This is a genomic window from Ciceribacter sp. RN22 (assembly GCF_024054295.1).
GTDB classification, from domain to species: domain Bacteria; phylum Pseudomonadota; class Alphaproteobacteria; order Rhizobiales; family Rhizobiaceae; genus Allorhizobium; species Allorhizobium lividum.
In genome coordinates, this window is sequence record NZ_JAMXLD010000002.1 from 750,664 (window position 1) to 774,805 (window position 24,142).

Annotated in this window: 26 protein-coding genes; 17 read left to right on the plus strand and 9 right to left on the minus strand. The window is 64.5% G+C overall.

Translation table 11 applies throughout. The features are described from left to right. Positions 1–252 (plus strand): fumarylacetoacetate hydrolase family protein (locus tag NHF53_RS18550; protein WP_252835530.1); only part of this gene is annotated, 252 nt, incomplete at its 5' end. Positions 253–303: 51 nt separating this feature from the next. Here NHF53_RS18550 and NHF53_RS18555 read toward each other — a convergent pair. Together NHF53_RS18555 and NHF53_RS18560 are read right to left on the minus strand one after the other, a co-directional pair. Continuing rightward, positions 304–1,218, minus strand: coding sequence for a sugar kinase (locus NHF53_RS18555; protein WP_252835531.1), 915 nt, complete (start codon positions 1,216–1,218; stop codon positions 304–306). Further along, positions 1,215–1,916 carry a GntR family transcriptional regulator gene (locus NHF53_RS18560; protein WP_252835532.1) on the minus strand — a complete coding sequence of 234 codons (702 nt, stop codon included), beginning with the start codon at positions 1,914–1,916 and terminating at the stop codon, positions 1,215–1,217. The genes NHF53_RS18555 and NHF53_RS18560 overlap by 4 nt, the downstream gene beginning before the upstream one ends. A 104-nt stretch (positions 1,917–2,020) precedes the next feature. Here NHF53_RS18560 and uxaC point away from each other — a divergent pair, with 104 nt between their 5' ends. The 10 genes from uxaC to NHF53_RS18610 all read left to right on the plus strand — a co-directional run bounded on the left by uxaC (position 2,021) and on the right by NHF53_RS18610 (position 12,389). Continuing rightward, complete coding sequence (gene uxaC, locus NHF53_RS18565; protein WP_252835533.1) at positions 2,021–3,421, plus strand: glucuronate isomerase; 1,401 nt, start codon at positions 2,021–2,023, stop codon at positions 3,419–3,421. A 31-nt stretch (positions 3,422–3,452) separates the two neighbouring features. Next, entirely contained in the window at positions 3,453–4,442 is a 990-nt protein-coding gene (locus NHF53_RS18570) for a TRAP transporter substrate-binding protein (protein WP_252835534.1), read from the plus strand. Between the two features lie 67 nt (positions 4,443–4,509). Next, a complete protein-coding gene (locus tag NHF53_RS18575) occupies positions 4,510–5,031 on the plus strand; it encodes a TRAP transporter small permease (RefSeq protein ID WP_170141954.1) in 522 nt (173 codons plus the stop codon). 2 nt (positions 5,032–5,033) lie between these two features. Then, positions 5,034–6,314, plus strand: a complete 1,281-nt coding sequence (locus NHF53_RS18580; RefSeq protein WP_252835535.1) for a TRAP transporter large permease — start codon at positions 5,034–5,036, stop codon at positions 6,312–6,314. Positions 6,315–6,321: 7 nt separating this feature from the next. Then, on the plus strand, positions 6,322–6,645 hold the full coding sequence (locus NHF53_RS18585; RefSeq protein WP_252835536.1) for a cupin domain-containing protein: 324 nt from the start codon (positions 6,322–6,324) through the stop codon (positions 6,643–6,645). A gap of 23 nt (positions 6,646–6,668) precedes the next feature. Then, positions 6,669–7,490 (plus strand): 5-dehydro-4-deoxy-D-glucuronate isomerase, encoded by an 822-nt coding sequence (gene kduI, locus NHF53_RS18590; protein ID WP_252835537.1) that lies wholly within the window; start codon positions 6,669–6,671, stop codon positions 7,488–7,490. Then, complete coding sequence (gene kduD / locus NHF53_RS18595; protein WP_252835538.1) at positions 7,487–8,236, plus strand: 2-dehydro-3-deoxy-D-gluconate 5-dehydrogenase KduD; 750 nt, start codon at positions 7,487–7,489, stop codon at positions 8,234–8,236. Before kduI ends, kduD begins: the two co-directional genes overlap by 4 nt. Further along, positions 8,193–9,671, plus strand: a complete 1,479-nt coding sequence (locus tag NHF53_RS18600) for a mannitol dehydrogenase family protein (protein ID WP_252835539.1) — start codon at positions 8,193–8,195, stop codon at positions 9,669–9,671. The genes kduD and NHF53_RS18600 overlap by 44 nt, the downstream gene beginning before the upstream one ends. Continuing rightward, entirely contained in the window at positions 9,668–10,864 is a 1,197-nt protein-coding gene (gene uxuA / locus NHF53_RS18605; protein WP_252835540.1) for a mannonate dehydratase, read from the plus strand. The genes NHF53_RS18600 and uxuA overlap by 4 nt, the downstream gene beginning before the upstream one ends. Further along, positions 10,857–12,389, plus strand: a complete 1,533-nt coding sequence (locus tag NHF53_RS18610; protein WP_252835541.1) for a UxaA family hydrolase — start codon at positions 10,857–10,859, stop codon at positions 12,387–12,389. The genes uxuA and NHF53_RS18610 overlap by 8 nt, the downstream gene beginning before the upstream one ends. An 84-nt stretch (positions 12,390–12,473) precedes the next feature. On the opposite strand, the gene NHF53_RS18615 is transcribed toward NHF53_RS18610, so the two are convergent. Further along, positions 12,474–13,907 carry an NAD(P)(+) transhydrogenase (Re/Si-specific) subunit beta gene (locus NHF53_RS18615; RefSeq protein WP_252835542.1) on the minus strand — a complete coding sequence of 478 codons (1,434 nt, stop codon included), beginning with the start codon at positions 13,905–13,907 and terminating at the stop codon, positions 12,474–12,476. 15 nt (positions 13,908–13,922) lie between these two features. Beyond that, positions 13,923–15,497: a Re/Si-specific NAD(P)(+) transhydrogenase subunit alpha gene (locus NHF53_RS18620; RefSeq protein ID WP_252835543.1), complete on the minus strand. Its 1,575-nt coding sequence runs from the start codon at positions 15,495–15,497 to the stop codon at positions 13,923–13,925. A gap of 283 nt (positions 15,498–15,780) precedes the next feature. Here NHF53_RS18620 and NHF53_RS18625 point away from each other — a divergent pair, with 283 nt between their 5' ends. Beyond that, positions 15,781–15,945, plus strand: coding sequence for a DUF1328 domain-containing protein (locus tag NHF53_RS18625; RefSeq protein WP_114365120.1), 165 nt, complete (start codon positions 15,781–15,783; stop codon positions 15,943–15,945). Between the two features lie 112 nt (positions 15,946–16,057). Here the strand turns inward: NHF53_RS18625 and NHF53_RS18630 are convergent, their stop codons facing one another. Then, positions 16,058–16,624 carry an RNA polymerase sigma factor gene (locus tag NHF53_RS18630; RefSeq protein ID WP_114365121.1) on the minus strand — a complete coding sequence of 189 codons (567 nt, stop codon included), beginning with the start codon at positions 16,622–16,624 and terminating at the stop codon, positions 16,058–16,060. A gap of 232 nt (positions 16,625–16,856) precedes the next feature. Between NHF53_RS18630 and NHF53_RS18635 the strand changes: the two genes are divergently transcribed. Continuing rightward, positions 16,857–17,021 (plus strand): DUF1328 domain-containing protein, encoded by a 165-nt coding sequence (locus NHF53_RS18635; RefSeq protein WP_114365123.1) that lies wholly within the window; start codon positions 16,857–16,859, stop codon positions 17,019–17,021. Positions 17,022–17,121: 100 nt separating this feature from the next. Here NHF53_RS18635 and NHF53_RS18640 read toward each other — a convergent pair whose 3' ends face one another. Next, positions 17,122–17,460, minus strand: coding sequence for a hypothetical protein (locus NHF53_RS18640; RefSeq protein WP_252835544.1), 339 nt, complete (start codon positions 17,458–17,460; stop codon positions 17,122–17,124). A gap of 130 nt (positions 17,461–17,590) precedes the next feature. Between NHF53_RS18640 and NHF53_RS18645 the strand changes: the two genes are divergently transcribed. Further along, positions 17,591–17,788 (plus strand): NepR family anti-sigma factor, encoded by a 198-nt coding sequence (locus NHF53_RS18645; RefSeq protein ID WP_114365125.1) that lies wholly within the window; start codon positions 17,591–17,593, stop codon positions 17,786–17,788. Positions 17,789–17,839: 51 nt separating this feature from the next. Here the strand turns inward: NHF53_RS18645 and NHF53_RS18650 are convergent, their stop codons facing one another. Then, positions 17,840–18,277, minus strand: a complete 438-nt coding sequence (locus tag NHF53_RS18650) for a hypothetical protein (RefSeq protein WP_252835545.1) — start codon at positions 18,275–18,277, stop codon at positions 17,840–17,842. Positions 18,278–18,281: 4 nt separating this feature from the next. Continuing rightward, positions 18,282–18,641 carry a YqjD family protein gene (locus NHF53_RS18655; RefSeq protein WP_252835546.1) on the minus strand — a complete coding sequence of 120 codons (360 nt, stop codon included), beginning with the start codon at positions 18,639–18,641 and terminating at the stop codon, positions 18,282–18,284. Positions 18,642–18,890: 249 nt separating this feature from the next. Here NHF53_RS18655 and NHF53_RS18660 point away from each other — a divergent pair, with 249 nt between their 5' ends. Both NHF53_RS18660 and NHF53_RS18665 read left to right on the plus strand, forming a co-directional pair. Next, complete coding sequence (locus NHF53_RS18660; protein WP_252835547.1) at positions 18,891–19,847, plus strand: D-2-hydroxyacid dehydrogenase; 957 nt, start codon at positions 18,891–18,893, stop codon at positions 19,845–19,847. A gap of 108 nt (positions 19,848–19,955) precedes the next feature. Further along, positions 19,956–21,029, plus strand: coding sequence for an enoyl-CoA hydratase/isomerase family protein (locus NHF53_RS18665; RefSeq protein WP_252835548.1), 1,074 nt, complete (start codon positions 19,956–19,958; stop codon positions 21,027–21,029). A gap of 31 nt (positions 21,030–21,060) precedes the next feature. Here the strand turns inward: NHF53_RS18665 and NHF53_RS18670 are convergent, their stop codons facing one another. Further along, positions 21,061–22,470: a short-chain fatty acyl-CoA regulator family protein gene (locus NHF53_RS18670; protein ID WP_252835549.1), complete on the minus strand. Its 1,410-nt coding sequence runs from the start codon at positions 22,468–22,470 to the stop codon at positions 21,061–21,063. 133 nt (positions 22,471–22,603) lie between these two features. On the opposite strand from NHF53_RS18670, the gene NHF53_RS18675 reads away from it, so the two are divergent. Further along, on the plus strand, positions 22,604–24,136 hold the full coding sequence (locus NHF53_RS18675) for an acyl-CoA carboxylase subunit beta (protein WP_252835550.1): 1,533 nt from the start codon (positions 22,604–22,606) through the stop codon (positions 24,134–24,136). Positions 24,137–24,142: the final 6 nt, after the last annotated feature.

Below are 24,142 nucleotides of genomic sequence, written 5' to 3' on the forward strand. Positions count from 1 at the left end.
TCGATGTGGCTGACCGTCAACGGCGAAACCATGCAGAACGGAACCTCTGCCACCATGGTCTACGGCGTCGCCTTCCTCGTCTCCTACTTGAGCCAGTTCATGAGCCTGCACCCCGGCGACGTCATCTCCACCGGAACGCCCCCCGGCGTCGGAATGGGCATGAAGCCGCCCCGCTACCTCAGGGACGGCGACATCGTCGAACTCGGTATCCAGGGCCTCGGCACACAAAAACAGACCGTCAGAGCCGATTGATCAGATGACGCGAGGCGAGCGGGTCCCCGCTCGCCCATTGCCTTCGAGGCTTCACACGTCGATCTCGACGAGTGCCCCGCGCTTGCCGATCACCTGCGCCGCGACCTGCGCGCCACGACCGATCGCATCCCCCAGTGACGCCCCCGAAAGCCGCGCCGAAAGGAAGCCGGCATTGAAGCTGTCGCCGGCGGCGGTGGTGTCGACGACCTGGGCAACGGGCTGCGGATCGAAGGTGACGACACCCTCCTCGCGCCCCTCCGCATGGATGCGGCCGACGCCGTTCTTCACGACGATCGTCGAGGCCCCGGCGTTCCGGTAGCGGGCGATCGTTTCGAGCGGCGAGGTCTCGCCGTAATACTGCCCGTCCTCGTCAAAGGAGGGCAGCACGATATCCGCGACTTCGGCGGCTTCAGCAACTGCGGCGCACATCACCGCGACATTGGGCCAGAGCCTCAGCCGCATGTTCGGATCGAAGGCGACACGCGTTCCCCGCCGACGCGCCTCGGCAAGGGCGTAGAGAAGGTTGCGGCGGTCCTCCTCGGACAGGATTGCAAGCGTGATCCCGGAAAAGAGCACGATGTCCGTCCCGGCGAGCGCCGCCGAAAGCACCTCGCGATCGCGCGCGAGCAGCTTTGCCGCAGACTGGCCGCGCCAGTAGGCGAAGCTGCGCTCGCCGTTGTCGAGTTCGATCATGTAGAGGCCGACGGTGCGACCGGAAATGCGCCGTATGCTCTTGGTGCCGATGCCTGCCTTCTGCATGAAGCCGAGCATGTGATCGGAAATACGGTCTTCGCCGACGGCCGAGCAGTAATCGACCGACCAGGCCTCCGGCAGCAGGCGACGCATATACCAGGCCGTGTTGAAGGTATCGCCCGCGAAATTGCGCGTATACGCCCCGTCGGCGCGTGGCGCCATCTCGACCATGCATTCGCCGACCGCAAGAACCCGGTGATGTCTTTTGTTCATTTCTCGTCCGCCGCGAAATACTGCCCATGGCTTTCCCGGATGCGACCGATGATTCCCTTGATCCGCGAAAGATGGACGCGCATGCAGGCCGCAGCAGCATCCCCGTCATGTGCCTTCAGCGCCTTCAGGATCTCGATGTGATCCGCAAACGCGCTCTGCGCTCCGAAGGAAAGGCTAAGATACCGGACCCGATCCATATGCGCCTTGCTGTCGCGGATCAGCGCCCAGGCAAAGTCGTGACCGGACATGTCGCAGATTCGCTTGTGAAAGTCATCATCGAGCGCATGAAACAGAACCTTGTCATCCGTCTCCATCGCCTTGCGCTGTCTCGCGATCAACTCTTCCAGCTCGTCCATCTGCTGGTCGGAGAGCACGGCAGCAGCGGCCCGGACCGTTTCCATCTCGAGCGCCGTGCGGATGAACCGCGCCTGCAGGACGCCCTTCTCCGAGATATGGGTGACGACCGTCGCACGCTGCGGGCGGATGAGCAGGAAGCCGAGCTGCGACAGGCGGTAGAAGGCGTCGCGCACAGGCTGCCGCGAGACACCCATTTGCTTTGCGACCTCCACTTCCGACAGCTTGGTGCCCGGCGGCAGGTCGAGCTCGACCACCTGATGGTAGAGCTGCTCGAACACCAGTTCCGTAACCGACGGCACGCGCAGGCTGTCCACCGCGCGAAGCTGAACTTGATCAGCCATGAAGCCTCCGTTGACTCATATTGCATACTAACATATTAGTTTGCTCCGGAAATGCAAATCGCGTTTCCGGATCTTAGTGAGCAGTCGGCGAGGAGGCCACGGATTTGCTGCAGGAGAACAGGCTTTTCCCGATCGAATCGACGGCCCGCGGCATCGCCCGCAGCCTCTACGAGACTGTCCGGAGCTTGCCGATTGTCAGCCCGCACGGCCACACCGATCCGCGCTGGTTCGCGGAAAACGCACCCTTCCCCGATCCCGCCCAGCTCTTCGTCGTTCCCGACCACTACGTCTTCCGCATGCTCTGCTCGCAGGGCATCCCGCTTACCGCGCTCGGCGTGCCGCGTGTCGACGGTGGTCCGACGGAAACCGACGGCCGGAAGATCTGGCGGCTCTTTGCGAAGAACTTCCACCTCTTCCGTGGAACACCGAGCCGGCTCTGGGTCGAGCAGTCCTTCGCCGATGTCTTCGGGCTCACAAAGCGCTTCTCGGCGGAAACAGCCGACGAGTTCTATGACCACATTCAGGATTGTCTCGCGCGTCCGGAGTTCCGGCCGCGGGCGTTGTTCGAGCGCTTCGGCATCGAGGTGATCGCGACGACCGAGAGCCCGCTCGACGACCTCAAATGGCATGAGATGATCCGGCGGTCCGGCTGGACGGGCCGCGTCGTCACCGCCTATCGGCCCGACCCTGTCGTCGACCCCGAGTTCGAAGGCTTCCGCGGCAATATCGAGCGCTTCGGCGAACTCGCCGGGACCGACGCCACCACCTGGGAAGGGTATCTCGAGGCGCATCGCATCCGCCGCGCCTTCTTCAAGTCCTATGGCGCGACGAGTTCCGATCACGGCCACGCGACGGCCCGCACCGAGGACCTGCCGCAGGCAGACGCCGCCGCCCTTTTCGAGAAGGCGCTCGCCGGACGTTGCACGCCGCAGGAAGCCGATGCCTTCCGCGGCCACATGCTGACCGAGATGGCGCGCATGAGCCTCGAAGACGGGCTCGTCTTGCAGATCCACCCCGGTTCGTGGCGCAACCATTCCGCCGGGGTCATGGCGATGCACGGGCGTGACAAGGGTTTCGACATTCCGACGCGTACCGATTACGTCCGCGCCCTGAAGCCGCTGCTCGACGCCGTCGGCATGCGGCCGGAACTCACCGTCATCCTGTTCACGCTCGACGAGACGAGCTATTCTCGCGAACTGGCGCCGCTTGCCGGCGCCTACCCGGCACTGAAGCTCGGACCTGCCTGGTGGTTCTTCGACAGCGCCGAGGGCATGCGCCGCTTTCGCGAACTGACGACCGAGACCGCGGGCTTCTACAATACGGTCGGCTTCAACGACGACACCCGCGCATTCTGTTCGATCCCCGCCCGCCATGACGTGGCCCGCAGGGTCGACTGCGCCTATCTGGCAACGCTTGTCGCGACCGGTCGCCTCGACGAGGACGAGGCGTTCGAGGTCGCCCACGACCTCGCCTACAAGCTTGCGAAAACCGCTTACCGGCTGTGAGGACAGCTGCAACAAGAGGAGGAGAAGAGAAATGAGCATCCTGAGGAAATTCGGCCTGGCCGTCCTGGCTTCCGCCGCGATCGTCGCCTCGGCCGTGTCGGGGCAGGCCGCCGAGCTTGTGCTGCGGTCTTCCGATACCCATCCGGACGGCTACCCGACCGTCGAGGCCGTGAAGTACATGGGCAAGCTGGTCGAGGAGCGTACCAACGGTCGCATCGGCATCGAAGTGTTCCATTCCGCCCAGCTCGGCGAAGAGAAGGATACGATCGAGCAGACCCAGTTCGGCGTCATCGACCTCAACCGCGTCTCGCTCGGGCCGTTCAACAACATCATCGAGGAAACGCAGGTCGTTTCGCTGCCCTACATCTTCCGCTCGGTCGACCACATGCACAAGGTGATGGACGGCCCGATCGGCGATGAAATTCTCGCCGCCTTCGAAGCCCACGACCTGATCGGCCTCGCCTTCTACGACGGTGGCTCGCGCAGCTTCTACAACTCCGAAAAGCCGATCAAGTCGGTCGACGACCTGAAGGGCATGAAGTTCCGCGTCATGCAGTCCGACATGTTCGTCGACATGGTCGGCGCGCTCGGCGCCAACGCCACGCCGATGCCCTACGGCGAGGTCTACTCGGCCATCCAGACCGGCGTCATCGACGGTGCGGAAAACAACTGGCCGTCCTATGACAGTTCGGGGCACTTCGAGGTCGCGAAATACTATACGCTCGATCAGCACCTGATCGTTCCGGAAGTCCTGGTCATGTCGAAGAAGACCTGGGAGAAGCTCTCTCCCGAAGACCAGGCGATCGTTCGCCAGGCCGCAAAGGACTCTGTTCCGCACATGCGCGAACTCTGGACCGCCCAGGAGAAGAAGTCGGAAGAGAAGATTCGCGCCGCCGGAGTGGAAATCGTCGCCGACATCGACAAGACCCCGTTCATCGAAGCGATGAAGCCGGTCTATGAGAAGCATGTCACGTCCGCGAAGCTGAAGGACATGGTCGCCCGTATTCAGGCGACGGAATAACCAGGACAGGCAGGATGGCCTGCGGAGTGTCCGCCGGCCATCCTGGCGCTTACCGTGGAGGCATGGCGTGCAAGACAGTATGAAAGGCCTGGCGCGATTTACCGGTTTGCTCGCGCGTGCCGCACTCTGGGTCGCCGGAACCGGTCTGGTGCTGATGACGATCTTCATCGCCGCACAGGTGTTCTGGCGGTATATTTTGAACGACAGCCTGACCTGGAGCGAACCGGCCTCCGTGATGATCATGGGCTGGTTCATCTTCCTCGGGGCCGCCGTCGGCATCCGCGAGGGCTATCATCTCTCGTTCGACATCCTGCTCTACGTTCTGCCGGATCGCGTCAAGAGCTGGCTGCATACGCTTTCCGACTTCGCGGTCGCGGCCTTCGGCGGTGGCATGATCTGGTTCGGGTCCTCGCTCGCCTACAAGACCGCCGGCAACATGGTGCCGAGCCTCGGGATTTCTGGAGCGTTCGATTTCATCCCGATCGTCGGCGGCGGCGTCCTTGTCGTCCTTTTCTCGGCTGAACGGGTACTGCGGCGGATCGCGGGGCTGCCGACCGCACGCTTCGGCGACGCGCCGCTGGAGGAATAATCATGGAACTCTGGGTCCTTTTCGGCACCTTCGTCTTTCTCCTGCTGATCGGCACGCCCGTTGCCTTCTGCCTCGGAATTTCGAGCTTTGCGACCGTGCTCTATCTCGGATTGCCGCCGGTGGTCGTCTTCCAGCGTCTCAATTCCGGCGTCTCCGTCTTCGCGTTGATGGCGATCCCGTTCTTCATCTATGCCGGCGACCTGATGGTGCGCGGCGACATCGCCCGCCGCCTCGTCGCATTGGCGGGCGGGCTCGTCGGCCACCTGCGCGGCGGCCTCGGACAGGTCAACGTGCTGGCCTCGGTCATGTTCGGTGGCGTGTCCGGCTCGGCCGCGGCGGACGCTTCCGCTGTCGGCGGCCTGATGGTCCCGCAGATGAAGGCGCGCGGCTATGACGTCGACTATGCAGTCAACGTGACGGTCGTCGGCTCGATCATCGCCCTGATGATCCCGCCGTCGCACAACATGATCATCTATTCGATCTCGGCAGGCGGGCGCATCTCGATCGCCGACCTCTTCACCGCCGGCATCATCCCCGGCCTGCTGCTTGCAATATCGCTGATGGTCGCCGCCTGGTTCGTCGCCAGACGCCGCGGCTATCCGACCGAACCCTTCCCGGGCTTCCGCGCCCTCGGCGGTCTGCTCGCCTCGGCGGTGCCCGGGCTCATCCTCGTGGCGATCATCTTCGGCGGCGTCCGTTCCGGCATCTTCACCGCATCGGAATCCTCCAACATCGCGGTGGTCTACGCGCTTCTGGTAACCCTTCTCGTCTATCGCACGCTGAGCTGGAACGACTTCCTCGAAGCGACCTTCGCCGCGGTGCGTACCACGGCCATGGTGCTGATGGTCATCGGCTGCGCGGCGTCCTTCGGCTGGCTGCTCGCATACCTGCGGGTTCCTGCATCCATGGTCGCACTGCTGCAGGGCTTTTCCGACAACCCGATCGTGATCCTGCTGTTGCTGAACGTCGTGCTGCTGATCCTCGGCACCTTCATGGACATGTCGCCGCTGATCGTCATCACGACGCCGATCTTCCTGCCGGTGGCCACCGCCTTCGGCATCGATCCGGTTCATTTCGGCGTCATCCTCGTCCTCAACCTCGGCATCGGACTTTGCACGCCACCGGTGGGCGCCGTGCTCTTCGTCGGCTGCGCGGTCGGCCGAATTCCGATATCGCAGGCGATGAAGACGATCTGGCCCTTCTACGGCGCAGCCTTCGGAACGCTGATGCTCGTCAGCTACATTCCGGCCCTGTCGCTGTGGCTTCCCTCCGTTTTCCGATAGGATTTCCATGTCCGCGAGCCGCCTGAGAGTGTTTCCAGAGGTCGACGCCGGCAACGGCGTCGTCCGCCGTGTTCTTGCCGACAGTCCGGAACTGATGGTCGTCGAATTCCGCTTTCCACAGGGCGGTGTCGGCGCGCTGCACCACCACCCGCACGTCCAGTCGACCTATGTGAAATCCGGCCGGTTCGCCTTCACGGTCGATGACGAGACCTTCGAGATCGGGCCGGGCGACAGCTTCGTCATCCCCTCGAACGCCGTCCATGGCTGCAGGGCGCTGGAGGCCGGCACCCTCATCGACACGTTCACACCACGCCGCGACGATTTTCTATGACCGATACGAAGAAGGAGTGAGCCATGCTCAGCGTTGAAATCCGCCACGCCATCGATCCGCAGACCGCCAGGACCTTCGACACCACGGCGTTACGGAAGAATTTCCATGTCGGCGACATCTTCATGCCGGGCGAAATCAGGCTCATCTACACCCACTACGACCGCATGATCGTCGGTGGTGCGGTCCCTGCCGGCGCGAGCCTCGTCCTCGACGAGGTGAAGCCCTGCGGCACCGCCTCCATCCTCGACCGCCGCGAAATGGTGATCGTCAATGTCGGCGGCGAAGGCACGGTGATCGCCGACGGCGAATATGTGATGGCGAAGGGCGACATGCTCTATCTCGGCATGGGAGCAGGCCCCGTCACCTTCTCAGGCGACGGCCGCTTCTACATCCTTTCGGCACCCGCCCACCATACCTACCCGTCGCGCCTCATCCGCATCGACGAAGCGACGAACATGTCGCTCGGCGCGCAGGAGACCTCCAACGAACGCACCATCTACCAGTTCGTGCATCCGGACGTGATGAAGTCCTGCCAGCTCGTCGTCGGCATGACCAAGCTTGCCAAGGGCTCCATCTGGAATACGATGCCGGCCCATGTCCACGACCGTCGCATGGAGGCTTATCTCTATTTCGATCTCGCCGAAAACCAGCGTGTCTTCCACATGATGGGCGAGCCAGACGAAACGCGCCATCTCGTCCTGAAAAACGAGGAAGGCGCGATCTCCCCGCCGTGGTCGATCCATAGCGGCGCGGGAACCGGCGCCTATACCTTCATCTGGGCGATGGCTGGCGACAACGTCGACTACAGGGACGTCGAGATGGTCTCGATGGAGACGCTGCGATGAGCGCCCTGTTTTCCCTTGCCGGAAAGCGCGCACTCGTCACCGGCGCCAATACCGGCATCGGTCAGGCGATCGCCTGCTCGCTCGCGGAAGCCGGCGCCGATGTCGTCTGTGCCGGCCGTTCCTCCGTCACCGAGACGATAGACCTCATCACCGGGGCCGGCGGCAAGGCCGAAGGCCTCGCGCTCGACCTCGCCGATCCGATCGCCGCAGCCAAAGCATTGGAAACGCTGGCGGTGCCCGTCGACATTCTCGTCAACAATGCCGGCATCATCCGACGCGCCGATGCCGTCGATTTCACTGAAGCCGACTGGGACGAGGTGATGGACGTGAACCTGAAGGCCGTCTTCTTCCTGAGCCAGGCCTTCGCGCGCTCGGTCCTCGCCCGCGGCGCCACCGGGCGGATCATCAACATCGCTTCCATGCTCTCCTTCCAGGGCGGTATCCGCGTTGCTTCCTACACCGCCTCGAAAAGCGGCGTGGCGGGGCTGACCAAGCTGCTCGCCAATGAATGGGCGGCGAAGGGGATCAACGTCAACGCCATCGCGCCGGGCTACATCGCGACCAACAACACCGAGGCGCTGCGGGCCGATCCGGACCGCAGCAAGGCGATCCTCGACCGCATTCCGGCCGGTCGCTGGGGCGACCCGGAGGACATCGGCGGCGCTGCCGTCTTCCTCGCCTCGCCGGCGGCAAAATACATCCATGGTGCAATCCTCAACGTCGACGGAGGCTGGCTTGCCCGCTGATCTTCCCCGTCTCCACCGGCCCGACGGCAAGCGTCCGCGGCCCGGCATCGTCCATCTCGGCCTCGGCGCCTTCTTCCGCGCCCATGGTGCGGTCTACATCTCCGAGGCCATGGAGAAATCCGGCGGCGACTGGGGCATCGTCGGCGTCAGCCTGGTGCGGCCCGACCAGCGCGACCTGCTGGCGCCCCAGGACTATACCTATACCGCTCTCGAGCTCGGACCCGAAGGCGAGACGCCCCGCGTCATCACCGCCGTCGACCGCGTGCTGGTCGCCCGCGAAGATCCGCAGACGGTACTCGCCGCGATGAGCGATCCGGCAATCCGCATCGTCACGCTGACGGTCACGGAAAAGGGATACTGCCACGAACCCTCGACCGGCCGGCTCAATCGCCAGCACCCCGACATCGTCCATGACTTGGCGCATCCGGACACACCGCTGTCGGCGGTCGGCTATCTCGTGCGGGCGCTGGAGCGCCGGCGAAACGCCGGACAGCGTCCCTTCACCGTACTCTGCTGTGACAACCTTCCCGAAAACGGCAAGGTGGTGAAGGGCGTCGTCATCGAGCTTGCCGGGCTCATCGATCCCGCGCTTGCCGACTGGATTTCCACCGAAGGCGCCTTCCCGTCGACGATGGTCGACCGGATCGTGCCGGCGACCAAGCCGGAGGATATCGAACGGCTGGCGGCGATGACCGGCGTCCTCGACCTCTCGCCGGTCATGCACGAGCCCTTCCGGCAGTGGGTGGTCGAAGACCGCTTCGTCGACGGTGCCCGTCCCGATCTCGGCGCGGTCGGCGTGCAACTGGTGGGCGATGTGACGCCCTTCGAGCACATGAAGCTGCGCTGCCTCAACGGCACCCACTCCTCCCTCGCCTATCTCGGCTATCTCGCCGGACACGAGACGATCAGCGACACGGTCGCCGATCCCTCCTTCGCAAGGTTCTGCAAGCGGCTCTGGCGCGAGGAAATCGTCCCCGGCCTCAAAGCACCGGAAGGGGTCGACCTCTCCGCCTATACCGACGCGCTCTTCGAGCGCTATTCGAACCCGGCGATCCGCCATCGGACCTGGCAGATCGCCATGGACGGATCGCAGAAGCTGCCGCAGCGCATCCTCTCGACCATCGCCGAGAACCTGAAGGCCGGACGGCCTTTCGCCGGACTGGCGCTCGCGGTCGCCGCCTGGATGCGCTATGTCGGCGGCATCGACGAGAAAGGAAACCCGATCGACGTGCGCGACCCGCTCGCCGCGCGCCTGAAGAGCCTGAGCGACGCCGCAAACGGCGCCGACGGCAAAGTCGCGGCACTCCTCGGGGTCACGGAGATCTTCCCTCCGGCGCTTGCCGCAGATGAGGGTTTTCACGCGGCGCTTGCCAAGGCCTATGCGGGTTTGCTTGAAAAGGGAGCCGCACGCATGGTGGAGGAGGTCGGCGCATGATCGAGAGCTGGCGCTGGTACGGACCGTTTGACGCGATCACGCTGCCCGAAATTGCGCAGACGGGCGCGACCGGCATCGTCACCGCCCTTCACGAAATCCCCTATGGCGAAGTCTGGCCGGAAGAGACAATCCGCGACCGCCAGGAAGAGATTGCAGCGGACCGCAACCTCGGTCTCTACTGGAACGTCGTGGAGAGCCTGCCCGTCCACGAGGATATCAAGCGCGGCGAAGGCGATCTCGAGCGCCTTTTTGCCAACTACCGACAATCGCTGCGCAATCTCGCCGCCTGCGGCATCTCGACCGTCTGCTACAACTTCATGCCGCTTCTCGACTGGACGCGCACGCAGCTCGACGCGCCGGCACCGCGCGGCGGAACGGCCTTGCGTTTCTCGCAGCCGCACATGGCCGCCTTCGAGATCTTCATGCTCGAACGGGAAGGCGCGGAAGCCGATTATACCGACGAGGTCCGGGCGAACGCCAAGGAATGGTACGACGCCTCGAGCGCGGGCCTGCGCCAGAACCTCCTGAACTCGATCATGGCCGGCCTGCCGGGCGCCTTCGACCGCTACGACATCGAGGGTCTCAGGGAGAAGCTGAAGCAGTACACGGGGATCGGCCGCGATGAACTGAGGGCGAACTACGCCCGTTTCCTCGCCGAGGTGGTGCCCGCGGCCGAAGAGTTCGGCATTCGCCTCTGCGTCCATCCGGACGACCCGCCGCGCAATATCCTCGGCCTGCCGCGCATCGTCTCGACCGGCGACGACATCGAGTGGATTCTCGCCTCTCAGGACAGCCCCTCGAACGGGCTCACCCTCTGTTCAGGCTCGCTCGGCGCCAATCCGGCCAACAACGTGCCGGCGATCGCCCGCCGCTTCGCGCCGCGCATTCATTTCGCGCACCTGCGCAACGTCGCCAAGGAACCGGACGGCTCGTTCCAGGAAGCCGCTCATCTCGGTGGCGACACCGACATGGTCGCGCTCATCGCCGCGCTGGTTGCCGAAGAACGGCGCCGGCGACAGGAGGGGCGCGCCGACGTCTCCATCCCTTACCGCCCCGACCACGGCCACGAATTGCTGGACGATGTCGGCCGCGGCACCCATCCCGGCTATCCGCTGATCGGCCGGATGCGTGGACTTGCAGAACTTCGGGGCATTGTAAAAGCCCTCCAGCATGAGAGTATTTCCTATGACTGAATCGACCGGCACCCTTCTCCTGCACCTTGACGACAACGTCGCGATCCTCACCGAGCCCGCCGCGGCAGGCAGCCGGCCGCTCGGCTTCGGCGAGCCGCTGAAAACGCCGGTCGCCCGCGGCCACAAGATCGCGCGCGTTGCCATCCCGGCAGGCCAGCATATCTACAAGTTCGGCCAGATCATCGGCTTCGCCAGCCAGCCGATCGCCGCCGGCGAGCACATCCACACCCACAACTGCGCCTTCGGCGAGCACGACCGCGACTATCGCATCGGCGCCGACCTGGAAAAGGCGAAAGCGGCGATCCCGGTCGTCGAGCCGGCGCACTTCATGGGCTACCGGCGTGCCAACGGCCAGGCCGGCACCCGCAACTTCATCGCGATCTGCGCGACGGTGAACTGTTCCGCCACCGTGATCCGGCGAGCCGCCGACGAGGTGAACCGCTCCGGCATCCTCGATCGCTACCCGAACGTCGACGGCGTCGCCGCCTTCGCCCATGGCACGGGCTGCGCGATCTCGGTGACGGGTCCGGGCTTCGACAATCTCCAGCGCGTACTCTGGGGCTACGCGACCCACCCGAACGTCGCCGCCGCCGTCTTCGTCGGGCTCGGCTGCGAGACGATGCAGATCGCCCGCATGCGCGCGCTCTACGGCGATCACGACGACAGCCGCTTCTTCTCGCTGACGATCCAGGAAACCGGTGGCACGACGCAGACCGTCCGCCGCATCGTCGACCACATCCACGAGATCCTGCCGATCGTCAACGAGGCCAAGCGTGAGCCGATCCCGGCCTCGGAACTGAAGCTCGCCCTGCAATGCGGAGGCTCCGACGGCTTTTCCGGCATCACCGCCAATCCGGCGCTCGGCGTCGCAAGCGACCTGCTGGTCGGCCTCGGCGGCACGGTCGTGCTTTCCGAAACGCCGGAAATCTACGGCGCCGAACAGCTCCTGTTGCGCCGCGCCGCCTCGAAGGAGGTCGCCGACAAGCTGATCGAGCGCATCACCTGGTGGGAGAACTACTGTCGGATCAACGACGGGTCGATGGACAACAATCCGAGCCCGGGCAACAAGCTCGGTGGCCTGACGACCATCCTCGAAAAGTCGCTGGGTGCGGCCGCCAAGGCCGGCAGCACGCCGATGACGGACGTCCTTCTCTACGGCGAGAAGATCACCGGCCCCGGCTTCGTCTTCATGGATACGCCCGGCTACGACCCTGTCGCGGCGACGGGACAGATCGCCGGCGGGGCCCAGCTCGTCTGCTTCACCACCGGCCGCGGCTCGGCCTTCGGCTCGAAGCCGGCGCCGACCATCAAGCTTTCGACGAGCAGCAGGCTCTACAACGAGATGCACGACGACATGGACATCAACTGCGGCGACATCATCACCGAGGGCGTCTCTCTCGAGGCCAAGGGCCGCGAGATTCTCGACCACGTGCTGACGACCGCATCCGGGCAGAAGACCAAGTCCGAGGCACTCGGCCTCGGCGACAACGAGTTCGTGCCCTGGCAGGTCGGCGCAGTCATGTGAGACGGCCGCCGCCGACCATCCCCTGAAAAGCAAAACCGGAGCAGGTCGCCCTGCTCCGGTTCTTCTTTGCGTCACTGCCGACGGTCAGCGGATCATCGGCAACAGGCTGTCGAGCGACTTCTTGGCGTCGCCATAGAACATCCGCGTGTTCTCCTTGTAGAAGAGCGGGTTCTCGATGCCGGAATAGCCGGTGCCCTGGCCGCGCTTGGAGACGAAGACCTGCTTCGCCTTCCAGACCTCCAGCACCGGCATGCCGGCGATCGGAGAGTTCGGATCTTCCTGAGCAGCCGGATTGACGATGTCGTTCGAGCCGATGACGATCGCAACGTCCGTATTTGGGAAGTCCTCGTTGATCTCGTCCATCTCGAGCACGATGTCGTACGGCACCTTCGCTTCCGCGAGCAGCACGTTCATGTGGCCCGGTAGGCGACCCGCCACCGGATGGATGGCGAAGCGCACTTCCTTGCCGGCGGCGCGCAGCTTGCGGGTGAGTTCGGAGACAGACTGCTGCGCCTGCGCCACCGCCATCCCGTAGCCCGGCACGATGATGACCGAATCCGCGTCGTTGAGCGCGTTTGCGACCCCTTCGGCATCGATCGCGATCTGTTCCCCGGTCACTTCCATCTGCGGACCGGTTGTGCCGCCGAAGCCGCCCAGGATGACCGAGATGAAGGAGCGGTTCATCGCCTTGCACATGATGTAGGAGAGGATCGCGCCCGACGAACCGACGAGCGCGCCGACGACGATCAAAAGATCGTTCGACAGCGAGAAGCCGATCGCCGCGGCCGCCCAGCCCGAATAACTGTTCAGCATCGACACGACCACCGGCATGTCGGCGCCGCCGATGCCCATGATCAGGTGGTAGCCGATGAAAAAGGCGAGCAGCGTCATCAGGATGATTGTCCAGGCGCCGGAGCCGCCGACATACATGAACAGCAGGGCAAGCGAGATCAACGCCGCACCGGCATTCAGCACGTGACCGCCGGGCAGTTTCTTCGCCTTGCCGTCGACACGGCCGGCGAGCTTGCCGAACGCGACCACGGACCCGGTGAAGGTGACCGCCCCGATGAACACGCCGAGGAACACCTCGACCTTGAGGATGACCTGTTCGACGGCCGTCTTGTGCGCAAGCACCGCCGCGAAGCCTTCGAGCGACGCCCGGCTCGCCTCGTCCATCGCAAGCACGCGGCCGAGTTCAATATGGGCATTGAAGCCGATGAAGACCGCCGCGAGGCCGACCAGCGAGTGCATGGCCGCGACGAGCTGCGGCATCTCGGTCATCTGGACGCGCTTGGCGACCACCCAGCCGATCGCACCACCAGCGCCGATCATGATGGCAGAGAGGAGCCAGTTGCCCTTCCCGGGTCCGTAGAGCGTCGCCGCAACGGCGAGCCCCATGCCGACGATGCCGTACCAGACGGCGCGCTTGGCGCTCTCCTGGCCCGAAAGCCCGCCGAGCGAAAGGATGAAGAGAACAGCCGCGACCACGTAGGCGGCAGTGGTAAATCCGTATTCCATCGTGCCTCTCCCGCCTTACGACTTCTGGAACATGGCGAGCATGCGCCGGGTGACCATGAAGCCACCGAAGATGTTGATCCCAGCCATGAACACCGAGAGCGCACCGAGCACGATCACGAGGAAATTGCCGGAGCCGATCTGCATCAGCGCCCCGAGGATGATGATCGACGAGATCGCGTTGGTGACCGCCATCAGCGGGGTATGCAGCGAGTGCGACACGTTCCAGATGACCTGGAAGCCGACGAAGCACGAAAGAACGAAGACGATGAAGTGGCTCATGAAGCTCGCCGGAGCATAGAGGCCGGCAAGCAGGGTCAGCGCACCGCCGCCGGCGAGCATCGCCACCTGGTTGCGGGTCTGTGCCTTGAAGGCGGCGACCTCCTGCGCGCGCCTCTCCTCGGGCGTCAGTTCCTTGGGCTTTTCCTTCGGCTTCTGTGCCGCGATCGCCTGGATCTTCGGCGGCGGCGGCGGATACGTGATCTCGCCCTCGAACGTAACCGTCGCCCCGCGGATGACGTCGTCTTCCATGTTGTGGACGAGCTTGCCGTCCTTGCCGGGCGTCAGGTCCGTCATCATGTGACGGACGTTGGTCGAGTAGAGCGTCGATGCCTGGGCCGCCATGCGGCTCGGGAAGTCCGTATAGCCGATGACGATCACGCCGTTGTCGGAAACGATGCGCTGGTCGGCGACCGTCAGGTCGCAGTTGCCGCCGCGCTCGGCGGCGAGGTCGATGACGACCGAACCGGGCTTCATCGCCGCGACCATGTCGGCGAGCCAGAGCTTCGGCGCGTCACGGCCGGGAATCAGCGCCGTCGTGATGACGATGTCGATGTCCGGGGCGATCTCGCGGAACTTCTTGAGCTGGGCTTCGCGGAACTCCGGCGACGACGGGGCGGCATAGCCGCCGGTTGCCGCGCCGTCCTGCTGCTGGTCGGTGAAGTCCAGGAAGACGAACTCGGCGCCCATCGATTCGATCTGCTCGGCCACTTCCGGGCGAACGTCGAAGGCATAGGTGATCGCGCCGAGCGAGACGCTGGTGCCGACGGCGGCAAGACCGGCGACGCCAGCGCCGATGACCAGCACCTTGGCCGGTGGGATCTTGCCGGCTGCCGTCACCTGGCCAGTGAAGAAGCGGCCAAAATTGTTGCCGGCTTCGATCACCGCGCGGTAGCCCGCGATGTTGGCCATCGAGGAGAGCGCGTCCATCTTCTGGGCGCGGCTGATGCGCGGCACCATGTCCATGGCGATGACGTTGGCGCCCTTGTCCTTGCAGAGATCGAGCAGCGCCTTGTTCTGCGCCGGATAGAAGAAGGAGATCAGCGTCTTGCCGGCGCCGAGACGCTCGGCCTCTGCGGTTTCCGGCGGGCGCACCTTGGCAATCACGTCGACGGCTGCATAGAGCGCCTCGGCGCTGTCGACGACGTCGACCCCGGCGGCACGATAGGCGTCGTCGGAAAAGCCGGCGGCCTTGCCGGCGCCGCTTTCGATGATGCAGTCATAACCCAGTTTGCGGAGCTGCGTCGCGCTGTCCGGCGTCATCGCCACGCGCGCTTCCCCCTCGAACACTTCCCTTGGCGAACCTATCTTCAAGCCAGTCTCCCCTTCGCGTCCCAGAAATCCCGTCCTGATTTCGTGATGAAACACGATCAGAATGGGACCGTTCTGTCCAGATCATTGCAGCCTTTTTTCCAACCCTGTCGGCGCATCGTCCTGCAGGAATGCACCGATCTTCGGCCATAGCGAAGAAATGGCCTGCCCGAAAGGCCGTTCAGCGGCCAATCCGTCCACCGGATGCGAAATTTGCGCCGGTTCCTGCGCGGGAACAAATTCGCCGACGGACCATTTATTCCGCAATCGAAGAAGGAGGCCCATCGTGCTGAAATGGATTCTGATATTCCTGCTGATTGCTGCCGTCGCAAGCCTTCTCGGGTTTCGCGGCGTGGCCAGCGCATCCGCGACCGTCGCACGGGTCCTGATCTTCATCGTTCTGGTGATCCTGATCATCGCCTTGTTCACCGGCATCGTCATCGTCGCCTGACGACAGGACGGTACCGGCACGGCGAACAGGCCGCGTTCCCGCCCCCTGCAACTTGGGGATGCCGCCATTCTGATGTCGGGATTTTCCGGTCGTGGTCCGAGGCCGACCGGCCTTAGGTCGCAAAGGCCCGCTTGGTCACGGCGGCATCGTTGGGGTCCGGGCCGTAATCAGCCTCGCCCGACACGCCGAGAATGCCCTGCAGCTTGTTGCGGGCGCGACTGATACGACTCTTGATCGTGCCAACGGCGCAGCCACAAATCTCGGCCGCCTCCTCGTAGGCGAACCCCGAGGCGCCGACGAGAATGATCGCCTCGCGCTGGTCCGCCGGCAGCTGCTCGAGGGCCTTTCGGAAGTCCCGAAGGTCGAGCGACCCGTACTGCTGCGGGTGCGTGGCGAGTTGCGCGGTGAAGACACCGTCGGTATCGGCGACCTCGCGTCCACGCTTGCGCATTTGCGCATAGAACTCGTTGCGGAGGATCGTGAAGAGCCACGCCTTCATGTTGGTTCCGGGCTCGAAATGGTCCTGTTTCGCCCAAGCCTTGACGATCGTATCCTGCACGAGGTCGTCGGCGAGGTGGTGACGTCCTGTCAGCGAAACGGCGAACGCCCGGAGGGTCGGGAGAGCGGCGAGCATATCCCGCTTGAAACCGGTGTCCGGCGCGATTCTCTCTTGGTTCATCACGCATTGTCTCCAGTGACGTGGTGCCCCTCGGCGTTCCTTTCCGCCGCGTCGAGCCTCTCCTGAAGCTCGAGGAACGTGTCCAGCATACCTCCATTCTGCACGGATTGGTAGAACTGGCGCTTTTTTTGGCATAACCCGGAGACATGACAGCGCAACCGGCTCTTTTCGAGACCGCGGAACATTTGGCAGGGCGGAACGTTCTTGACGGACGCAGGTAAGGAGAAAAGCCATGCTTTACTACGCACTTCTCTTTCTCGTCGTCGCATTGGTCGCAGGCGTACTGGGCTTCGGCGGCATTGCCGGGGCTTCGGCCGGTATCGCGAAGATCCTCTTCTTTGTCTTTATCGTCCTCTTCCTGATATCGCTCGTGAGCCGTTTCTTCCGTAGCGTGTGACGACCGCGACATCCGGGGCCTCTGACGGCGACCATCTCGGCCGCCGCCGACTTCCCACGCGGCAGTGCAAACACGCAGAGTAGAACCGGGGACCTCTCGTTCAGTGGCGCTCAGAGGGAACCGGCACCGGCTGCCGCGCGGTGAGCGCAAGCAGGGGAACGCCAGAGGGCGCGTTGGTTTCGTCCAAGAGTGCGGCCAGGCGCTTCGGCTCGATCCGCTGGAGAATGGGCGTACGACCTGCGATCAGGTCCGCCTGAACGGGTATGCAGTCGGCATGGATGACAGGAGTGAGCCGACGGGCTTTCCTCAGCTCCCCGGGGAGGGCAGCCATGCACGCCGAGCGGCTGTCAAAGGAGAAGACGGCAACGGGCTCCTTCATGCAGCGTCCCTCGTCCGGATGGCATGCGACCAGAACCATAAGCGCGGCAAGTGTGCTCATTCCCGCCTCCCCGCCTGCATTGAGCAAAAGGAACGCGTGAGGCGCGAAAAGGTTCCTGCGCGGCGGAACTTTTCTATGCTAGTACGGTTTCTGGGGAGTTCGTTATACTGCGACGGGGTGAACGGGGTTCATGGCGGCACGGGAGAATATCAAGGCCCGCGAGGCGAAGACAAAGCGATCAGACACGGAAAGAGAATTATCCAACACCCTGATCGCTTCAAAGCTGCGAGGATACTACGATAGTATCGTCGAGGAAGGCACGCCGAAACATCTCCTGGACTTGCTGGAACGTCTCGATCACGCGGAACACAGCGGCGTCAAGAAGTGATCCATCCGGCCCGTTTCCAGGCCGTTCGCAACCGCGCTTCTCCGTCGCCGGTCAGCTCTTCCTTCCCACCCCGCCAACCTTCGCCAGCGCATAGACCAGACACCCGATCATTGCGGTGGTGGCGATCGGACTTTCACGCATCATCAGAGGCACCTCGGCGATCAATCCCGTGGTGAACGGGTCGCCCATCGTCGCGGCCATTTGCTGGCGCATCAGCGCCTCCTTGCGGGCCTGGTGGTTGAGAACCATCACGACCGCGATCACCACCAGGGCCAGGGCGATCGCCGTCAACGCCACGACGAGCGCCGCCGTGACCGGTCCCGCCGTCTCGGCGACGTAGAGCGCGAGCGCGACGACGAGTGCGGCATAGGCGGTAACAAAGAGCACGATCAGCAGGATTGCAGCAACCGTGTTGCGTTTGACGCCTTCCACCACCGGGCGGGCACGTCGCAAGACGAGGCTGGCCAGGACTTCCGCGATGAGGTTCATGGGATCAACGCCGTGTCAGCAGCGCGGCGAGGAACCCGATGCCGGCGGCAATCCCGATCGCCTGCAACGGATTGTTGCGGATGCGGGTCTCGAGATCCTGCTCGGCCGAAGCAAGGCTTTCGCGGGCAGACTGGTAGGCCGCTGCCGAGGCGCCCGCCATTTCCGCGCCCATCTCGGTGGCGCGCGCACCCGCTTCCTGGAGCTTGGCGCCGCCGAGGGAGGTGATTGCCTGCGTGAGTGCCGCGATGTCGCGGCGCAGGTTGTCCAGTTCCGCCTGAACGTCCTGGAGGCTCGCATCGGCATTGCCGATGGCCTCTTCTTGCGCCTTTTCGCCTGCCTTGCCAGTCATCGAGACTGCAGCCATGTCACTTCTCCTTCAACGATCGTCCTGTCGACAAACGCACGAGATGCGGGGCGGTTCCCGCTGCGATTGTTGTACGCCTCGGTTCCCACGGAGGCAATTGCAAAGCCGCAGCGGTAGGCGCGGAACGCCCGGCCAATCGTCGCAGGAGACCCTCATGTGGAGAAAGACTGCTTTCAGGCGGCGCGACCTTGCCCGCTCGCGCTTCGCCATTCTAATGCTGCAAGTCAGGAGACGGAGGACTGACTGCCGATGACCAGAATCGTCTTTCTCGATCGCGACACGCTCTCGCCGGAGACGACGCTTCGCGCGCCGGATTTCCCGCACGACCTGGTGCTCTACGGCCGCAGCGCCCCGGACGAGGTCGCGAGCCGGATCGCCGACGCCGACATCGTCATCACCAACAAGGCGCCGATCCGCGCCGATGCGATCGCGGGCGCACCGAGGCTGAAGCTGATCGCGGTCGCCGCAACGGGCACGGACTGCGTCGATCTCGCCGCCTGCCGTAAGGCCGGCATCACTGTCTGTAACATCCGCAACTACGCGACGAACACGGTTCCCGAGCATACCTTCGCCCTGATGCTGGCGCTGAGGCGCAGCATCGTTTCCTATCGGCAGTCGGTGATCGACGGCCGCTGGCAGGAAGCACGGCAGTTCTGCTTCTTCGACCATCCGATCTCCGACCTCGCCGGCTCGACGCTCGGGATCATCGGCTACGGGGCGCTCGGCCGCTCCGTCGCCCGCATCGCCGAGGCCTTCGGCATGACAGTGCTGGTCGCCGACCGCAAGACTGCGCGCAACCCCGCGCCCGGCCGGACCGCCTTCGACGAGGTGATGCGGCGAAGCGACGTCATCACCCTGCACTGCCCGCTGAACACAGAGACCCGCGGGATCATCGCCACGCGCGAGTTCGCGCTGATGGAGCGCAGGCCGATCCTCGTCAACACCGGCCGCGGCGGCCTCGTCGACGAACAGGCGCTGGTGGCCGCACTCGATGCGGGACAGATCGCCGGCGCCGGCTTCGACGTGACCGACGGCGAACCGCCGGCCGCCGACAGCCCGATGATGCGGATCGCCGATCGTCCCAACGTGATCCTGACGCCGCACGTCGCCTGGGCGAGCCGGGAGGCCGTGCAGGCGCTCGCCGACCAGCTCGTCGGAAACATCGAGCTTTTCCAGCGGGGAACGCCGCGCAACGTCGTCGGCTGAACGAAACCCGACCAAAGGCAGGGAGGTCATGCCCCCGGCCATGTGCTATGAGCGGAGCGCCGCGGGTGGAGCAACGGCGCGGAAGAGGCAGGACGAGGAGGAGCATTGATGAAGTTCTTTGATGTCGCCACAGCCGGTGAAGAGGTGCTGACCGGCCGGTCGGGCACGCTCGGGCTGATCAGCCTCAACCGGCCGCGGATCATCAACAGCCTGTCGCTCGGCATGGTCCGCGCCATCGACGCCGCCCTCGACGATTTCGAGAAGGACCCGACGATCGCCGCCGTCATGGTAACGGGGGAAGGCGAGCGCGGCTTCTGTGCCGGCGGCGACATCAAGATGCTCTACGAAGGCGGCAAGTCGGGCAGCCCGGAGCCCGCGACCTTCTGGCGCGAAGAATACCGGCTCAACGCGCGGATCGGCTCCTATCCGAAACCTTACGTGGTCCTGATCGAAGGCATCACCATGGGCGGCGGCGTCGGGCTATCCGGCCATGCCAGCCACCGGATCGCCACCGAGACGGCGCGCCTCGCCATGCCGGAGACCGGCATCGGCTTCTTCCCCGATGTCGGCGCGACCTGGCTGCTCTCGCAGGCCCCCGGCGAACTCGGCACCTTTATGGGGCTCACCGGCGAGCCGGTCGGCGCCACCGATGCGATTGCCGCCGGCTTCGCCGACTGGCTGGTCGATACCTCGCAGGTTTCCGAGATCGCCGAGGCGCTCGCGTCCCTTCCCGCCACCGCCGGACACAACGACGTCGCCGCCGTCATCGCCGAGGCGGCGAACCCGGCGACGGCGCTCGCCTTCGCCGAACACCGCAACCTGATCGACCGGTGCTTCGCCTTCGACACGATCGAAGAAATCCTCGACGCTCTCAGCCTGGAGGCCAGCGAGTTCGCGACGAAGGCGCGCGCCACGATGCTGACGCGCTCGCCGACGAGCCTCAAGGTGACGCTGGCGCTCCTGCGCAAGGGCCGGTCGTCGCCCGATCTCGAAACCTGCCTCGAACGCGAATTCGCCGCGACCGACCAGATCCTGCGCACGCCCGACTTCTACGAAGGCATTCGCGCCGCAATCATCGACAAGGATCGCAACCCGAAATGGTCGCCGGCCACACTGGACGCCGTCGGTCCGGCGATCGTCGACACCTTCTTCCGGCCACATCCCGAGCCGCTGTTCTCCTGATCGCCGCGCCTTTTGGGCGCAGGCCAGCCGTTCACTCGATTTCGTAAGGGACCGCGTTTCTGAGGCGATGGTCGACAACGAGCTTGCGCTTCAGGGGCGGCACCGCGCGGCTGGTGCATTTCGTCCGCTCGCAGATGCGGCAGGAGATGCCGATCGGGTCGTAGGCGGCGCGGTTGTTGAGGTCGAGGCCGTCGGCATAGACGAACTGATCCGCGTAGGAGATTTCGCAGCCGAGCGCCAGCGCGTAGCTCGGCTGTGACGCACGGAAGCCGACCGATCCCTTGTTCACCTGCGTGGCGACGCAGAGATAGCGCACCCCGTCCGGGGTCTCGGCGAGCTGCCGGATGATCCGGCCCGGCATTTCGAAGGCCTGATGCGCATTCCAGAGCGGACAGGCCGCGCCGAAACGGGCGAACTGCAGCCGCGCGGCGCTGTGCCGCTTGGTGATGTTCCCGGCCCGGTCGATGCGGGCGAAGAAGATCGGCACGCCCTTGAGCCCCGGACGCTGCAGCGTCGACAACCGATGGCAGACCTGCTCGAGCGAGGCGCCAAAACGGGCCGCCAGAAGCTCGACGTCGTGCCGCAGGTCCCGCGCCGCCTGGTGGAAGGTGCGGTAGGGCAGGACCAGCGCACCGGCAAAGTAGTTCTCAAGCCCGAGGCGGCAGATCTCGACCGCCTCTTCGGTACGGAATCCAGCCTGTTTCAGCACCTGCTCGATCCTCGGCACCGCATGCATCTGGGCGATCTGCACCGCGAGCTGGAAATCGCGCGTCGGTGCCGCCGCATAGCGGCTGATCGTCAGGATGCGGCTTGCCGGGTCGAAGCGCCGGACCGCCTCGTCGCCGGCCTCGCCGCGCACGACACGCACGCCATATCGCCGCTCGAGACAGGCGGAAAGCGCAGCGTGGTTGTCCCCCTCCCCGAGCTTGAGTTCGGCCGCGAGGTTCTCCGCCTCGACGTCGAGCTCGTGGATATAGTTGTCGACGAAGTGGAAGAAGTCGCGCACCTCGTCATAGGAGGTCGTCTCGTTGGGGGCAGCACCGCCGAAGCGGTCGTCATAGCTTGCGAGCTGTTCGCTGTTGCGCCGGTAGGCCTGATGGCAGTCAATCAGCGCGTGCGCGAGACCGGGTGCGTTCTGCGTCACCAGCTTCAGCTCCTGCAGGCTCGGCGAATACTGCTCGAAGAGCGGATCGGACAGCGCTTCGGTCAGCGCCGAGAGCAGGCGGTCGTTCTGCCCGGACGAAAGCTCGGCAATGTCGATGCCGAACTTTTCCGCCAGCGCCAGCAGGACGGCGGCCGAAATCGGCCGCTGGTTGTTCTCGATCTGGTTGAGGTAGCTTGTCGAAATGCCGATCTTGTCGGCAAACTGCGCCTGCGTGGCATGGCTCGCCTGGCGCAGTTCGCGCACCTTGCGGCCAATGAAGAGTTTTCCGATTGCCATTTTGCAATTTCGCATTTCGCTGTTTGCAAATTTATAAATCCGCAACTGCGCCTGTTCAATCATTTTCTTTGCCGGGCACTGTGTTTAAGGGCACAACTTGACTTGCAGGCCTTGAAGACCATCGGGAGGAAGCATGCGATTGATATTGGACCAGCTCGAAGCCCGGCGCGCCGAAGCCCATATGGGCGGCGGACAGCGGCGCATCGACGCCCAGCACGCCAAGGGCAAGCTGACGGCGCGCGAACGCATCGAGGTCCTTCTCGATGAAGGCTCCTTCGAAGAATACGACATGTACGTCACCCACCGCTGCACCGACTTCGGGATGCCGGAGCAGAAGATCGCCGGCGACGGCGCCGTCACCGGCTGGGGCACGATCAACGGCCGCCAGGTCTACGTCTTCTCGCAGGACTTCACCGTCCTCGGCGGCTCGCTGTCGGAGACCCACGCCCAGAAGATCTGCAAGATCATGGACATGGCCGTGAAGAACGGCGCACCTGTGATCGGCCTGAACGACTCGGGCGGCGCCCGCATCCAGGAAGGTGTGGCCTCGCTCGCCGGCTATGCCGACGTTTTCAAGCGCAATGTCGATGCCTCCGGCATCATTCCGCAGATTTCCGTCATCATGGGTCCCTGCGCCGGCGGCGCGGTCTATTCGCCGGCGATGACCGACTTCATCTTCATGGTCCGGGATAGTTCCTACATGTTCGTCACCGGCCCGGACGTCGTGAAGACCGTCACCAACGAGATCGTCACCGCCGAGGAACTCGGCGGCGCACGCACCCACACGACGAAGTCCTCGGTCGCCGACGGCGCCTACGAGAACGACATCGAGGCGCTGGAACAAGTGCGCCTGCTGTTCGACTTCCTGCCGCTCAACAACCGCGAAAAGCCGCCGGTCCGTCCCTTCCACGACGATCCGGCGCGCATCGAGAACCGCCTCGACACTCTGATCCCGGACAGCTCCAACAAGCCCTACGACATGAAGGAGCTGATCTACGCTCTGGCCGACGAGGGCGATTTCTTCGAGATCCAGGAAGCCTTTGCCAGGAACATCGTCACCGGCTTCATTCGCATGGAAGGCCAGACGGTCGGCGTCGTCGCCAACCAGCCGATGGTGCTCGCCGGCTGCCTCGACATCGACAGTTCGCGCAAGGCCGCCCGTTTCGTCCGCTTCTGCGATGCCTTCTCGATCCCGATCCTGACGCTGGTCGACGTTCCGGGCTTCCTGCCCGGCACCTCCCAGGAGTATGGCGGCGTCATCAAGCACGGCGCCAAGCTCCTCTTCGCCTACAGCCAGGCGACCGTGCCGATGGTGACGCTCATCACCCGCAAGGCCTATGGCGGCGCCTACGACGTCATGGCCTCCAAGCATATCGGCGCCGACATCAACTATGCCTGGCCGACCGCCGAGATCGCCGTCATGGGCGCCAAGGGCGCGACCGAGATCCTCTACCGCTCCGAACTCGGTGACGCCGACAAGATCGCCGCCCGCACGAAGGAATACGAGGAGCGCTTCGCCAATCCCTTCGTCGCCGCCGAACGCGGCTTCATCGACGAAGTGATCATGCCGCACTCCTCCCGCCGCCGCATCGCCCGCGCCTTCGCCTCGCTTCGCAACAAGCAGGTGGAGACCCGCTGGAGAAAACACGACACGATCCCGTTGTGAGGGGAG

Coding starts and splice junctions, on each gene's coding strand:
- NHF53_RS18555 (WP_252835531.1), bottom strand. CDS start 1,218: ATGAACAAAAGACATCACCGGGTTCTTGCGGTCGGCGAATGCATGGTC.
- NHF53_RS18560 (WP_252835532.1), bottom strand. CDS start 1,916: ATGGCTGATCAAGTTCAGCTTCGCGCGGTGGACAGCCTGCGCGTGCCG.
- NHF53_RS18570 (WP_252835534.1), top strand. CDS start 3,453: ATGAGCATCCTGAGGAAATTCGGCCTGGCCGTCCTGGCTTCCGCCGCG.
- NHF53_RS18580 (WP_252835535.1), top strand. CDS start 5,034: ATGGAACTCTGGGTCCTTTTCGGCACCTTCGTCTTTCTCCTGCTGATC.
- NHF53_RS18585 (WP_252835536.1), top strand. CDS start 6,322: ATGTCCGCGAGCCGCCTGAGAGTGTTTCCAGAGGTCGACGCCGGCAAC.
- kduI (WP_252835537.1), top strand. CDS start 6,669: ATGCTCAGCGTTGAAATCCGCCACGCCATCGATCCGCAGACCGCCAGG.
- kduD (WP_252835538.1), top strand. CDS start 7,487: ATGAGCGCCCTGTTTTCCCTTGCCGGAAAGCGCGCACTCGTCACCGGC.
- NHF53_RS18600 (WP_252835539.1), top strand. CDS start 8,193: ATGGTGCAATCCTCAACGTCGACGGAGGCTGGCTTGCCCGCTGATCTT.
- uxuA (WP_252835540.1), top strand. CDS start 9,668: ATGATCGAGAGCTGGCGCTGGTACGGACCGTTTGACGCGATCACGCTG.
- NHF53_RS18610 (WP_252835541.1), top strand. CDS start 10,857: ATGACTGAATCGACCGGCACCCTTCTCCTGCACCTTGACGACAACGTC.
- NHF53_RS18615 (WP_252835542.1), bottom strand. CDS start 13,907: ATGGAATACGGATTTACCACTGCCGCCTACGTGGTCGCGGCTGTTCTC.
- NHF53_RS18630 (WP_114365121.1), bottom strand. CDS start 16,624: ATGAACCAAGAGAGAATCGCGCCGGACACCGGTTTCAAGCGGGATATG.
- NHF53_RS18635 (WP_114365123.1), top strand. CDS start 16,857: ATGCTTTACTACGCACTTCTCTTTCTCGTCGTCGCATTGGTCGCAGGC.
- NHF53_RS18640 (WP_252835544.1), bottom strand. CDS start 17,460: ATGAGCACACTTGCCGCGCTTATGGTTCTGGTCGCATGCCATCCGGAC.
- NHF53_RS18645 (WP_114365125.1), top strand. CDS start 17,591: ATGGCGGCACGGGAGAATATCAAGGCCCGCGAGGCGAAGACAAAGCGA.
- NHF53_RS18650 (WP_252835545.1), bottom strand. CDS start 18,277: ATGAACCTCATCGCGGAAGTCCTGGCCAGCCTCGTCTTGCGACGTGCC.
- NHF53_RS18655 (WP_252835546.1), bottom strand. CDS start 18,641: ATGGCTGCAGTCTCGATGACTGGCAAGGCAGGCGAAAAGGCGCAAGAA.
- NHF53_RS18660 (WP_252835547.1), top strand. CDS start 18,891: ATGACCAGAATCGTCTTTCTCGATCGCGACACGCTCTCGCCGGAGACG.
- NHF53_RS18665 (WP_252835548.1), top strand. CDS start 19,956: ATGAAGTTCTTTGATGTCGCCACAGCCGGTGAAGAGGTGCTGACCGGC.
- NHF53_RS18670 (WP_252835549.1), bottom strand. CDS start 22,470: ATGGCAATCGGAAAACTCTTCATTGGCCGCAAGGTGCGCGAACTGCGC.
- NHF53_RS18675 (WP_252835550.1), top strand. CDS start 22,604: ATGCGATTGATATTGGACCAGCTCGAAGCCCGGCGCGCCGAAGCCCAT.